The following is a 12,158-nucleotide window of genomic DNA, read 5'->3' as shown; positions in this document are numbered from 1 at the left end:
TGAACGAGGCTGCGCGGCAGGGGTCCGTATAATCCCGAATATCGCCCCTGCGCAGCTTTTTCTGACGTCTCATGCCCGATCTCTCACACAACCTCCATGCGGTTTCGCAGCGTATTGCCCTCGCCGAGCAAACCGCCGCACGCGACCCACACTCGGTGACCCTGCTGGCCGTCTCGAAGACGTTTCCCGCTGACGATGTCCGCGCCGCGCACGCCGCCGGTCAACGCCTGTTCGGTGAGAACTACGTGCAGGAGTCGCTCGCGAAGATCGAGGCCCTGGCCGACCTGCGCGCGTCGCTCGAATGGCATTTCATCGGACCGCTGCAGTCGAATAAAACCCGCCCGGTCGCAGAGAATTTCGACTGGGTGCATTCCGTCGACAGGCTGAAGATTGCGCAACGGCTCGCCGAACAGCGCCCGGCGCATTTGCCGCCATTGAACGTGTGCCTGCAGGTGAACGTGAGCGGCGAGGCATCGAAAGCCGGCGTGACGCCGGCCGAGGCTGCCGAAGTCGCGCACGCGATCGCCGCCTTGCCGCAACTGCGCCTGCGCGGTCTGATGTCGATTCCCGAACCGGCCGAGACCGTCGAAGAACAACGCGTGCCGCATCGCCAGCTGCGCGAACTGTTCGAGCGCCTGCGCGCCGACGGACTCGAACTGGACACGCTGTCGATGGGCATGTCGGGCGATCTCGAAGCCGCGGTGCTCGAAGGCGCCACCATCGTGCGCGTCGGCACGGCGATTTTCGGCAATCGCGACTACTCCAACTGACCTCTCCCGGAACATCATGAAAATTGCCTTCATCGGCGGCGGCAATATGGCTGCTGCAATCATTGGCGGTCTGATCAAACACGGCGTCGCGCCGGTCGACCTGTACGCGATCGATCCCAATGAAGACGCCCGCAAGCGCAACGAGCAGCAGTTCGGCGTTCGCACCGGCGTCACCGCGGATGCCGCACTCGCACCGTTCGACGCGATCGTGCTGGCCGTGAAACCGCAGATTCTCAAGGCTGTCGCGGAAGGACTGGCGCCGCATCTGGGCGACAGGCAGGTGGTCATCAGCATCGTTGCCGGGATTCGCACCGCCGACCTGTCGCGCTGGCTCAATGGCCATCAGCGCATCGTGCGCGTGATGCCCAACACCCCCGCGCTGATCGGCATGGGCGTGGCGGGTCTGACGGCAACGGGCAGTGTCGACGCGGCAGACCGCGCACTCGCCACCGAGGTATTGGGCGCCGTGGGCGAGACCGTCTGGTTCGACGACGAAGCGAAGATCGACGCCGTCACCGCCATTTCAGGCAGCGGGCCGGCCTACGTGTTCTACTTCATCGAGGCGCTGCAGGAAGCCGCGCGCCAGCTCGGCATGGATGAGGCACAGGGCCGCGCGCTGGCGGTGGCGACCTTCACCGGCGCCGCGCAACTGGCCGCGCAATCCGACGAAGCGCCGGGCATCTTGCGCGAACGGGTAACGTCGAAAGGCGGCACCACAGCAGCCGCGCTTGCTTCGTTCGACGCGAGCAGTATCAAGGATGCGATCGTGCGCGGCGTGCTGGCGGCCGATGCCCGCGCGAAGGAAATGGGGGACGAGTTCGGCAAGCAGTAAGACTGCTTCGCCAGGCTCAGAACGATGCGGCGGCGTAATGCGCCGCAATCCCCGCAAACAGCGCGCCACCCAGCCAGTTGTTATGCCGGAAGGCGGCGAAACACGCCATGCGGTCGCGCGTGCGGATCAACGTGTAGTGGTAAATCGCGCAGCCCGCGGCCGCGATCCAGCCCAGCCAGTACAGTGGGCCAAACCCGAGCGTCAGACCGATGCGCAGGTAGAGGCCCAGCATGAGCGCATAGCACAGCATGATCGCGAAGACGTCGTAACGGCCGAAGGTCAGCGCCGAGGTGCGGATGCCGATCTTGATGTCGTCGTCGCGGTCGACCATGGCGTAGGCCGTGTCGTACGCCACCGACCAGAACACGTTGGCGAGCAGCATCAGCCACGCGAGCATCGGCACATGATCCTGGACGGCGGCAAAGGCCATCGGAATACCGAAACCAAACGCGATGCCCAGATACGCCTGCGGAATCGCAAAGAAACGCTTGGTGAAGGGATACGAGCCCGCCACGAACAGCGCCGCCACCGACAGCTCCCTGGTCAGCGCATTGAGCGGCAAAATCAGCAGAAACGACACCAGTGCGAGCGCGGCGGCGAGCACCAGCGCTTCCCACGCCTTGATCTTGCCGGACGTGATGGGCCGGTTCTCGGTGCGCTTTACGTAGCGGTCGAAATCGCGGTCGGCGTAGTCGTTGACCGCGCAACCGGCCGAGCGCATCAGGATCGTGCCCAGTGTGAAGATGACCAGCAGCGACAGCGGAGGATGTCCATCCGACGCGATCCACAGCGCGTTGAGCGTCGGCCATAGCAGCAGCAGGCTGCCGATCGGCTTGTCCATACGGACGAGGCGCAGAAACAGGGGAAGTCGGGCGAACATGGGCAGGCGTCGTCAAGGGCGGGCGGTGACGACATTTTAAGGTATGCGCGCGAGGCGGGCCACGCAGGCGCGTGGCACGGTCACCGGGCGCATCAATACGAAGTCCGGCGCGAAAGTCCGGCGCGCAAAAAACAAAGCCTCCCACTCGGGGAGGCCCAGATCTTCATCACATGAGCGCTCAAGCCAGCATCGAGCGGAGCATCCATGCGGTTTTTTCGTGCGTCTGCATGCGTTGCGTCAGCAGATCGGCCGTCGGTTCGTCGTTGGCCGCTTCCGTTGCCGGGAAAATGCCGCGCGCGGTGCGCACCACGGCTTCCTGGCCTTCCACCAGCTGGCGGATCATGTCTTCTGCTCCGGGCACGCCGTCCGCTTCCGGGATCGACGACAGCTTCGCAAACTCCTTGTAGCTGCCCGGCGCATGCACACCCAGCGCACGAATACGCTCCGCGATCGAATCGACAGCCAGCGCGAGTTCGTTGTACTGCGTTTCGAACATCAGATGCAACGTGTTGAACATCGGACCCGTGACGTTCCAGTGGAAGTTATGGGTCTTCAGGTACAGCGTGTACGTGTCGGCGAGCAGATGCGACAGGCCGTCTGCGATCTTCTTGCGATCCTTGTCGCTGATACCGATGTTGACGTGTTGTACGGGTGCTTTTCTGGCCATGACGACTCCTTTGAAGAGTGATACGAAGCGGCAGGCAGGGCATGGCGCGCTGATGCGCAAACCTTGAGCCTGCGAACGCCTGTCAGTTTATCTTACAAACGTGGAAAATCAGGCTTTGCCGGTCACGCTCAGCGTCAGTTTCAGTGCCCCGCCAGGTGTTGCAGCGCGTGCGATGCAATCAATGCATAGCCGCTCGTCAGAATGGCGAGGCCTACCAGCTTGCGCGAAAAGTTGCCGCCGAACACCACGCGTGCGTCACGTGCAACCCGCGCACTGCCGATACTCAACATATGGACCATGATCGTTCTCCTTCGCTTTGTCTTCAAACCGGCGAGACGCTCTTGCGCCCGCCGTCATCATTGAACAAGGCCAGGTGGCCTGCTTCAACCACCCGCGCCTGCTGCACGCGCCGGCCTCGCTGGCCGGCGTCGTGAATCGACCGATACCTACTGCGCCTTCTCATTCAGTGTCGCCAACGCGGCGATCACCCCTTCTGCGTACGCCGGATCGATGCGGCGGAAATGCTCGAGCTGACGCGCGAGGATGTCTTGCGGCACACCGTTGATATGACGTGCGATGTTGCCGAAGAAGCGTTCGCGTTGCGCCGCATCGAACAGCCGGAACAGCGCGGCCGGCTGGCTGTAGTAGTCGCCGTCTTCACGATGCTCATAACGGTCGACAGCGCCTGCCGCGAGCGGCGGCTCTGCTGCGTTACGGTCCTGCGCGAAATCGCCGAAGCGGTTCGGTTCGTAGTTCGGCGTGGCGCCAAGGTTGCCGTCCGTGCGCATCCCGCCGTCGCGATGGAACGAACGCCGACCCTGCACACGCGACGCGTTCACCGGAATCTGGTGATGGTTGATCCCGAGGCGATAGCGCTGCGTATCGCCGTACGAGAAGAGACGCCCCTGCAACAGACGGTCCGGCGAGAAGCCGATGCCCGGCACCACGTTGGCCGGCGTGAACGCGGCCTGCTCGACATCCGCGAAATAGTTCTGCGCATTGCGGTTCAGCTCGATCGTGCCCACATCGATCAGCGGGTAGTCCTTGTACGGCCACACCTTGGTCACATCGAACGGGTTGTAGCGGTACGTCGCGGCATCCGCTTCCGGCATCACCTGAATGCAGAAACGCCATGCCGGGAAGTTGCCGTTGTCGATGCTGTCGACCAGATCGCGCTGCGCGCTTTCCCGGTCTTGCGCCACGACCTGGCCTGCTTCGGCGTCGGTGTAGTTCTCGATACCCTGCATCGACTTGAAGTGGAACTTGACCCAGAAGCGCTCGTCCTGTGCATTGATGAACGAAAACGTGTGGGAGCCGAAACCGTGCATCTGCCGGTAGTTCTGCGGAATGCCGCGATCGCTCATCAGGATCGTCACCTGATGCAGCGACTCCGGATGACGCGACCAGAAGTCCCACGCCGCCACGTTGCTGCGCAGATTCGTGTACGGATCGCGCTTTTGCGTGTGGATGAAGTCCGGGAACTTGAGCGGATCGCGGATGAAGAACACCGGCGTGTTGTTGCCGACGATGTCCCAGTTACCCTCTTCCGTGTAGAACTTGATCGAGAAGCCACGCACGTCGCGCTCCGCATCGGCCGCGCCGCGCTCGCCGGCCACGGTCGAAAAGCGCATGAAGAGGGGCGTTTCCTTGCCCACTTCGGCGAACACCTTCGCCTTCGTGTAACGCGAGATGTCGTGCGTCACCTTCAGCGTGCCGAATGCGCCGGAGCCTTTGGCGTGCACACGACGCTCGGGAATCACTTCACGGTCGAAGTGCGCGAGCTTTTCGAGCAGCCAGACGTCTTGCAACACCACCGGACCGCGCGTGCCGGCGGTCATCGAATTCTGGTTGTCGGCGACAGGCGCGCCCGCTGCCGTCGTGAGTTTGTTTTCGGACATCGTGGATTCCTGGTCGGTAGTTTTTTGTGAGGAAGGGGGTCTGGCGACGATCGCGCGGTGCATTGGAAATGCGACCACAGCGCGTCTGCCCGGACGACGGACGACTCAGGCGCTCAGCGCGCGGTCGACCAGCAACGACAACGCGGCGGTGCGCAGGTTGCTCATCGAACTGGCGACGACACCGGCCGGCGTGCTGCGTTGGGAAGAAACCCGCTGGATGGACTGCGTTTGGGACTGGTTCATGATTTCCTCCGTGTCTGTGGGATCGGTTGATCCATGGAGGAAACTATAACAACGCTATCGAAAATTAGTATTTGATTAATTTTATCTATTCGATAGGGCCGACGCTATCGGCCCTTGCTGCTGCCGGCCAGCGCGCAGGGTGGCGCCGGCCTTGCCTCGAAAGGCGCTCAGTTCACCGCGACGGGCAGATCGAGCATGTTCACGCCAGCTAGGTCGCAGGCATTGATGGCATCGCAGATTGCATCGATGGCGGGCATGCGCGTGAAACTCTTGCGCCAGGCCAGCACGACGCGGCGATCCGGTACCGGTTCGTCGAAGGCCACGTAACTCAGCAGGCCCGAATCGACGCCGCCCGCCTGCGGTTTCACTTCCTGCACCGACATGCGCGGCAAAACCGTGATGCCGACGCCGCTCGCCACCATATGGCGAATCGTCTCGAGCGAAGAACCTTCGAAAGTCTTCTGGATGCCGTCCGCGTTCTGCGAGAAGCGCATCAACTCGGGGCACACGCCCAGCACGTGATCGCGGAAGCAATGGCCGCTGCCGAGCAGCAGCATGGTTTCCTGCTTGAGGTCGTCCGGATCGATCTTCGCGCGGTGTTCCCACGCATGCCCGGAGGGCAACGCAACGACGAACGGCTCGTCATAGAGCGGACGCAGCATCAGCCCCGTTTCCGGGAACGGCAAGGCCATGATCGCGACGTCGATTTCGCCCTGCTTGAGCAGTTCGATCAGCTTGAGCGTGTAATTCTCCTGCAGCATCAGCGGCATTTGCGGGACACGCTTGATCATCTGCTTGACCAGCGTGGGCAGCAGGTACGGTCCGATCGTGTAGATCACGCCGAGGCGCAGCGGCCCGACCAGCGGGTCTTTGCCCTGCTTGGCGATTTCCTTGATGGCAAGCGTCTGTTCCAGCACCCGTTGCGCCTGCGTGACGATTTGCTCGCCGATCGGCGTGACGCTGACTTCGCTCGTGCCGCGCTCGAAAATCTGCACGTTCAGTTCGTCTTCCAGCTTCTTGATCGCCACCGACAGCGTTGGCTGGCTGACGAAACACGCCTCAGCCGCGCGGCCAAAATGCCGCTCGCGAGCAACCGCGACGATATATTTCAGTTCAGTGAGCGTCATTAGGGACCAATCAGCGCATGAATTCGATAGGTTTCAGTTATACACCTATGGGGCCAATTCGCCAACCTCCCCCAGCACAGGGAATGCCCGCACAGCGTGTCGAACCTGAATTCTTGCCGGTCGGCGGCGTGCCAGGCACCGCCGTTTCAGGCTTTCAGATATTGCTCACGCGCCCCGAGCCAACGGGCCAGATGCTGGGTGACGACGTCCGGATGCGCCTCCAGCAGGTGCGCCGCCGCCTCGCGGGCCGGTTCGATCAGCCAGCCATCCTGTTCGAGGTCGGCAAACCGCAGCATGGCGGCGCCGGACTGGCGCGCGCCGAGAAACTCGCCGGGGCCGCGGATTTCAAGATCGCGGCGGGCGATTTCGAAGCCGTCGGTGGTCTCGCGCATGGTTTGCAGGCGGGCGCGAGCCGTGATCGACAGGGGCCCGGTGTAGAGCAGCACGCAGACAGACGCCGCACTGCCTCGCCCGACGCGGCCGCGCAACTGGTGCAACTGCGCGAGACCGAAGCGCTCCGCGTGCTCGATCACCATCAACGATGCGTTCGGCACGTCGACGCCGACCTCGATCACCGTGGTCGCGACCAGCAGCTGCACCTCGTTGCGGGTGAAAGCATCCATCACGGCGGCTTTTTCCGCCGGCGCAAGCCGCCCGTGCACCAGACCCACGTTCAGTTCGGGTAACGCCGCAACCAGCGTTTCGTAGGTTTCGACCGCGGTCTGAAGCTGCAGCGTCTCACTTTCTTCAATCAGCGGGCACACCCAGTAAACCTGGCGCCCCGTCAGCGCCGCCTCGCGCACGCGGCTGGTCACTTCCTCGCGACGCGCGTCGGACACCAGCTTGGTCAGAATCGGCGTGCGGCCGGGAGGCAGTTCGTCGATGGTCGAGACGTCGAGGTCCGCGTAGTAGGTCATCGCCAGGGTGCGGGGGATCGGCGTGGCGGACATCATCAACTGATGCGGCTGGAAATCACTCACGCCATCCGACGCGTTGCGTGCCTTGGCACGTAGCGCGAGCCGTTGCGCCACGCCGAAACGGTGTTGTTCGTCGACGATCACGAGGCCAAGACGCGCGAACTCCACGGCATCCTGAATGATCGCGTGCGTGCCGATCACGAGTTGCGCGGTGCCGAGCGCGGCGGCTTCGATCGCGGCGCGCTTTTCTCGGGTCTTCAGACTGCCGGCCAGCCACGCGACGCTCACGCCAAGCGGTTCCAGCCAGCCGCGTAGCTTGCGCGCGTGCTGCTCGGCGAGGATTTCCGTGGGCGCCATCAGCGCGGCCTGATAGCCGGCGTCGATCGCCTGCGCGGCCGCCAGCGCCGCGACGATGGTCTTGCCGCTGCCGACGTCGCCTTGCAGCAGACGCTGCATCGGATGAGGCTGGGTCAGATCCAGCGCGATCTCGCCGCCTACCCGCTCCTGCGCGCGGGTCAGCGAAAACGGCAGCGCTTTCAGCAACCGCGCCACCAGCGAAGCCGGATCGTTCGCCGTCCGGCGCGGCATGCTCGGCGCCGCACGCGTGCGGCGCTCGTCGTGCGCACGCTTGAGCGACATTTGCTGGGCCAGCAGTTCTTCGAACTTGATCCGCACCCACGCCGGGTGCGTCCCGTCCATCAGCGCGGTTTCGTCCGAATCCACGCCCGGATGATGCAGCATGCGCACCGCCTCCATCAGCGGCGGCACGCCGAGCGGCTGCAGGTACACCCGCGCAACCGGTTCCGGCAGCAACTCGGGCAATGCCGTGCGCGACAGCGCGTTGTCGATGGCTTTGCGCAGATAAGCCTGGCTCACGCCCGCCGTACTTGGATACACGGGTGTCAATGCCTGCGGCAGGGGCGTCTCGCCGTCGACGACGCGCACCGCCGGATGCACCATCTCCATTCCGAAGAAGCCGCCGCGGACGTCGCCACGCACGCGCAGCCGCGCGCCAATCGCCATCTGCTTGACTTGCGAGCCGTAGAAATTCAGAAAGCGCAGCACGAGTTCGTCGCCGTCTTCGTCACGCAGCTTGACCAGCAACTGACGGCGCGGGCGATACGCGATCTCGTTGTCGAACACCACGCCTTCGGTCTGCGCGATACCGCCCGGCAGCAGATGGGCAATCGGCGTGAGCGAGGTCTCGTCCTCGTAGCGCATGGGCAGATGCAACACCAGATTGATGTCGCTCGTGAGCCCGAGTTTGGCGAGCTTGTCGGCCGTTTTGGTGAGCGCCGGCGCGGCCTTGTCCGCTGCCTTGGCTGTCTTCGGAGCCTTCGGCTTGTTGTTCGCCTCGCCCGCCTCGTCTGCTTTGGTCGCCTTGGCCGCTCTGGCTTCTTTCCCCGGCCCGGAATTGATCAGTTCGCCACCTTTGCCGCGGGCGGCGGGGCGCTTCGCTTCGGCGCTCACTTCGTCAATAGCAGAGGGCAAACGGCGGTCGGACAAAGGCATGGGTTGCTTCGCAAGTACAATATCGGCTTTCAAAGGTTTCGCGTCCTCGCAGCGCGCCGGCTATGACCTGCCATGAGGCGCCGCTGCGGCGTCCCGCAATCATAGCCGCCCGCCGCGAGGCTTCGGTGCAATTCCGTCCGGCTTCGGACCAATTCAGTTTCGTTTTACGCCTAGCATCCAGCCAGCCCGCATGTTCACGCTTTCCGATTTCGATTTCGACCTGCCGCCCGAGTTGATCGCGCAAACCGCGTTGCCAGAACGCAGCGCGAGCCGTCTGCTCGAAGTGGACAACCTGGTGACGCCCGCGCGTTTCGCCGACCGCCGCTTTGCGGAATTGCCCGCCTGCATCGCACCGGGCGACCTGCTGGTATTCAACGATACCAAAGTCCTGAAGGCCCGCTTCCTCGGCCAGAAGGCCAGTGGCGGCAAGATCGAGGTGCTGGTCGAACGGCTGACCGGCGAGCGCACGGCGCTCGCGCAGATTCGCGCCAGCAAGAGCCCTACGCCCGGCACGACGCTGCGCCTCGCTAACGCGTTCGACGTGACGGTAGGCGAGCGCGTCGAGCCGTTTTACACGCTGCACTTCCCCGAAGACTGCCTGACGCTGATCGAGCAGTTCGGCCGTCTGCCGCTGCCGCCCTATATCGAGCACGATCCCGACGCGACCGACGAAACCCGCTACCAGACGGTGTTCGCGCAAAATCCGGGCGCGGTGGCCGCGCCGACCGCAGGGCTGCATTTCGACGATGCGCTACTGGCCCGTCTCGACGAATCCGGCGTGGAGCGCGCGACGCTGACGCTGCATGTCGGCGCAGGCACCTTCCAGCCGGTGCGCGTGGAGAACCTGGCCGAACACAAGATGCACAGCGAGTGGTATCAGTTGCCGCAGACGCTGGTGGACCGGATTGCAGCCACGAAAGCGCGCGGCAACCGCGTGATCGCCGTGGGCACGACCTCGATGCGCGCGCTCGAAGCCGCCGCTCGCGATGCCGAGGCAACCGGCCGGGCACTTGCTGCGACGAGCGCCGAGACCGATATTTTCATCACGCCGGGCTACCCGTTCCGCGTGGTGGACCGGCTGGTGACGAATTTCCATTTGCCGAAGTCGACGCTGCTGATGCTGGTGTCGGCGTTCGCGGGCATCGAGACGATCCGCGCGGCTTACCGGCATGCGATCGCGGAACGCTATCGCTTTTTCAGCTACGGCGACGCGATGCTGCTGACGCGGCTCGACGACCGCTGAGCCGCTGCGCATGACGCGGCGGCAGATTGACGACGCTGCCCTGATTTCCTTACCCAGCCGCCGTGGCATACCCGGCGGCGCTGATAGACGCGCCGGACTGTTCTCCGGTGGCACTGGAGTTATCCCATGACCGACGGTCATACCCACGACACGAGCGCGTCGCGCGCAGCTTGCCCCACTTGCGCCGATCACGGTGACAACAGCGCCGAACGCCCTGCCAACGGCCTCAAATTTGAACTGCTGACCACCGACGGCCAGGCCCGTCGCGGCCGCCTCACGCTGAACCACGGCGTGGTCGAAACGCCGATCTTCATGCCGGTCGGCACCTACGGTACGGTGAAGGCCGTGCAGCCGCGCGAACTCGAGGAAATGCATGCACAGATCATCCTCGGCAACACCTTTCACCTGTGGCTGCGCCCGGGACTCGAAACGATCGGCGCGCACGGCGGCCTGCACCGGTTCATGGGCTGGAATAAGCCCATCCTGACCGATTCCGGCGGATTTCAGGTGTTCTCGCTGGGCGATCTGCGCAAGATCACCGAAGATGGCGTCACGTTCGCCTCGCCGATTAACGGCGACAAGCTGTTCCTGTCGCCTGAAGTGTCGATGCAGATCCAGAAGGTTCTGAATTCGGACATCGTCATGCAGTTCGACGAATGCACGCCGTACGCCACCAACAACGTGCCGACTTCGCACCAGGACGCCGCCGACTCGATGCGCATGTCGATGCGCTGGGCCCAGCGCTCCATCGACGAATTCAACGGCCTCGGCAACCCGAATGCGCTGTTCGGGATCGTCCAGGGCGGCATGTTCGAAGACCTGCGCGACGAGTCGCTGGCGGGTCTGGCCGAGATGGACTTCCACGGTCTCGCCATCGGCGGCCTGTCGGTTGGCGAGCCGAAGGAAGACATGATGCGCGTGCTCAACCACATCGGTCCGAAGCTCCCGGCCGACAAACCGCACTATCTGATGGGCGTAGGCACGCCGGAAGACCTGGTCGCCGGCGTGGCGGCCGGCGTCGACATGTTCGACTGCGTCATGCCCACCCGTAACGCCCGCAACGGCTGGCTCTTTACGCGCTTTGGCGATATCAAGATCCGCAACGCGACCCACAAGACCTCGCTGCGGCCGCTGGACGAAAGCTGCGGCTGCTATACCTGCCGCCATTTCACCCGCGGCTACCTGCATCATTTGCATCGCGTCGGCGAAATTCTGGGCGCGCAACTCAACACGATCCACAACCTGCACTACTACCTCGAGCTGATGAGCGAAATCCGCGCATCCATCGAGGCACACGAATTCGAAGCCTTCCGCACGCGTTTCCACGCCAACCGGGCAAGAGGTGTCGACCCGGCCAACTAGGGGACCCCGCGAAAACCCTTAGAAGAGGGGCCCCTTGAAGATTGCAAATTAGACCTACTATATGCCCCGCCGCCGGATTCCCCAGAAGGGTCCGTCGGCCTAACGTCTCAAATATTACAATTACATTCCGGCACGACCCGAGCGGGCTTTAACCGCTTGATCGGCAAGCCCATTTGCCATGCCGTCGTACCAAATGCCGGTGGTAGAATAACCGGCTGATTTTTTTGATCGTTATAACGGAGAGACCAACGTGTCGTTCATTTCAAACGCCTTCGCTCAAGGCTCAGGTGGTGCAGAATCGAGCCTGATGAGCTTCCTGCCGCTGATCCTGATGTTCGGCGTGCTGTACTTCATCATGATTCGCCCGCAAATGAAGCGTCAGAAGGAACATCGCAACATGCTCTCCGCCATGGCGAAGGGTGACGAGGTAGTCACGAATGGCGGCATCGTTGGCAAGGTGACCAAGGTTAGCGACGCGTATGTCGGCGTCGAAATCGCCGAAGGCACGGAAATCACCGTGCAAAAGGCGTCGGTCACGACGATTCTCCCGAAGGGCACGATCAAGTCGCTGTAAGGCCTGCTCTCTCGCGTCCGGCGCGGCCTCGCGGAACTCAAGCCGGCCTGCCTGCCATGTCATCCATGCCAACAGGTACGTCGCGCCTCCCGCGCTCATCGCCGGACGCATCGCTTCCAAGCCAACCTTCCCG

Annotated in this window: 12 protein-coding genes; 5 read left to right on the top strand and 7 right to left on the bottom strand. The window is 63.4% G+C overall.

Annotated elements, in window-relative coordinates; genetic code table 11:
* The first annotated feature begins 71 nt into the window (after positions 1-71).
* Both P3T43_RS32080 and proC read left to right on the top strand, forming a co-directional pair.
* Entirely contained in the window at positions 72-770 is a 699-nt protein-coding gene (locus P3T43_RS32080) for a YggS family pyridoxal phosphate-dependent enzyme (protein ID WP_429285020.1), read from the top strand.
* 16 nt (positions 771-786) lie between these two features.
* On the top strand, positions 787-1,602 hold the full coding sequence (gene proC / locus P3T43_RS32075) for a pyrroline-5-carboxylate reductase (protein ID WP_429285019.1): 816 nt from the start codon (positions 787-789) through the stop codon (positions 1,600-1,602).
* Between the two features lie 16 nt (positions 1,603-1,618).
* On the opposite strand, the gene ubiA is transcribed toward proC, so the two are convergent.
* The 7 genes from ubiA to recG all read right to left on the bottom strand — a co-directional run bounded on the left by ubiA (position 1,619) and on the right by recG (position 8,846).
* Positions 1,619-2,482, bottom strand: a complete 864-nt coding sequence (gene ubiA, locus P3T43_RS32070; RefSeq protein WP_429285018.1) for a 4-hydroxybenzoate octaprenyltransferase — start codon at positions 2,480-2,482, stop codon at positions 1,619-1,621.
* A gap of 178 nt (positions 2,483-2,660) precedes the next feature.
* Positions 2,661-3,149, bottom strand: coding sequence for a Dps family protein (locus P3T43_RS32065; protein ID WP_429285017.1), 489 nt, complete (start codon positions 3,147-3,149; stop codon positions 2,661-2,663).
* A 140-nt stretch (positions 3,150-3,289) separates the two neighbouring features.
* Entirely contained in the window at positions 3,290-3,448 is a 159-nt protein-coding gene (locus P3T43_RS32060; protein ID WP_429285016.1) for a hypothetical protein, read from the bottom strand.
* Between the two features lie 147 nt (positions 3,449-3,595).
* Positions 3,596-5,047, bottom strand: a complete 1,452-nt coding sequence (locus P3T43_RS32055) for a catalase (protein ID WP_429285015.1) — start codon at positions 5,045-5,047, stop codon at positions 3,596-3,598.
* A 105-nt stretch (positions 5,048-5,152) separates the two neighbouring features.
* The gene (locus P3T43_RS32050) at positions 5,153-5,290 is read right to left on the bottom strand and encodes a hypothetical protein (protein WP_429285014.1); all 138 of its coding nucleotides are present in this window, start codon (positions 5,288-5,290) and stop codon (positions 5,153-5,155) included.
* Between the two features lie 167 nt (positions 5,291-5,457).
* Positions 5,458-6,417 (bottom strand): LysR substrate-binding domain-containing protein, encoded by a 960-nt coding sequence (locus P3T43_RS32045; RefSeq protein WP_429285013.1) that lies wholly within the window; start codon positions 6,415-6,417, stop codon positions 5,458-5,460.
* A gap of 146 nt (positions 6,418-6,563) precedes the next feature.
* A complete protein-coding gene (gene recG / locus P3T43_RS32040) occupies positions 6,564-8,846 on the bottom strand; it encodes an ATP-dependent DNA helicase RecG (RefSeq protein ID WP_429285012.1) in 2,283 nt (760 codons plus the stop codon).
* A gap of 190 nt (positions 8,847-9,036) precedes the next feature.
* On the opposite strand from recG, the gene queA reads away from it, so the two are divergent.
* The 3 genes from queA to yajC all read left to right on the top strand — a co-directional run bounded on the left by queA (position 9,037) and on the right by yajC (position 12,025).
* A complete protein-coding gene (gene queA, locus P3T43_RS32035) occupies positions 9,037-10,089 on the top strand; it encodes a tRNA preQ1(34) S-adenosylmethionine ribosyltransferase-isomerase QueA (RefSeq protein WP_429285011.1) in 1,053 nt (350 codons plus the stop codon).
* A 126-nt stretch (positions 10,090-10,215) separates the two neighbouring features.
* Entirely contained in the window at positions 10,216-11,451 is a 1,236-nt protein-coding gene (gene tgt, locus P3T43_RS32030) for a tRNA guanosine(34) transglycosylase Tgt (protein ID WP_429285010.1), read from the top strand.
* A gap of 250 nt (positions 11,452-11,701) precedes the next feature.
* On the top strand, positions 11,702-12,025 hold the full coding sequence (yajC, locus tag P3T43_RS32025; RefSeq protein ID WP_074302395.1) for a preprotein translocase subunit YajC: 324 nt from the start codon (positions 11,702-11,704) through the stop codon (positions 12,023-12,025).
* Positions 12,026-12,158: the final 133 nt, after the last annotated feature.

Origin of the sequence: Paraburkholderia sp. GAS41, assembly GCF_050436545.1 — a bacterium.
In the GTDB taxonomy this organism is placed as follows: Bacteria; Pseudomonadota; Gammaproteobacteria; order Burkholderiales; family Burkholderiaceae; genus Paraburkholderia.
This window is presented reverse-complemented; position numbering and strand designations above follow the sequence as displayed.

Bases quoted from the DNA above. Each gene is read 5' to 3' on its own strand.
- P3T43_RS32080 (WP_429285020.1), top strand. From the start codon at position 72: ATGCCCGATCTCTCACACAACCTCCATGCGGTTTCGCAGCGTATTGCC.
- proC (WP_429285019.1), top strand. From the start codon at position 787: ATGAAAATTGCCTTCATCGGCGGCGGCAATATGGCTGCTGCAATCATT.
- ubiA (WP_429285018.1), bottom strand. From the start codon at position 2,482: ATGTTCGCCCGACTTCCCCTGTTTCTGCGCCTCGTCCGTATGGACAAG.
- P3T43_RS32065 (WP_429285017.1), bottom strand. From the start codon at position 3,149: ATGGCCAGAAAAGCACCCGTACAACACGTCAACATCGGTATCAGCGAC.
- P3T43_RS32060 (WP_429285016.1), bottom strand. From the start codon at position 3,448: ATGGTCCATATGTTGAGTATCGGCAGTGCGCGGGTTGCACGTGACGCA.
- P3T43_RS32055 (WP_429285015.1), bottom strand. From the start codon at position 5,047: ATGTCCGAAAACAAACTCACGACGGCAGCGGGCGCGCCTGTCGCCGAC.
- P3T43_RS32050 (WP_429285014.1), bottom strand. From the start codon at position 5,290: ATGAACCAGTCCCAAACGCAGTCCATCCAGCGGGTTTCTTCCCAACGC.
- P3T43_RS32045 (WP_429285013.1), bottom strand. From the start codon at position 6,417: ATGACGCTCACTGAACTGAAATATATCGTCGCGGTTGCTCGCGAGCGG.
- recG (WP_429285012.1), bottom strand. From the start codon at position 8,846: ATGCCTTTGTCCGACCGCCGTTTGCCCTCTGCTATTGACGAAGTGAGC.
- queA (WP_429285011.1), top strand. From the start codon at position 9,037: ATGTTCACGCTTTCCGATTTCGATTTCGACCTGCCGCCCGAGTTGATC.
- tgt (WP_429285010.1), top strand. From the start codon at position 10,216: ATGACCGACGGTCATACCCACGACACGAGCGCGTCGCGCGCAGCTTGC.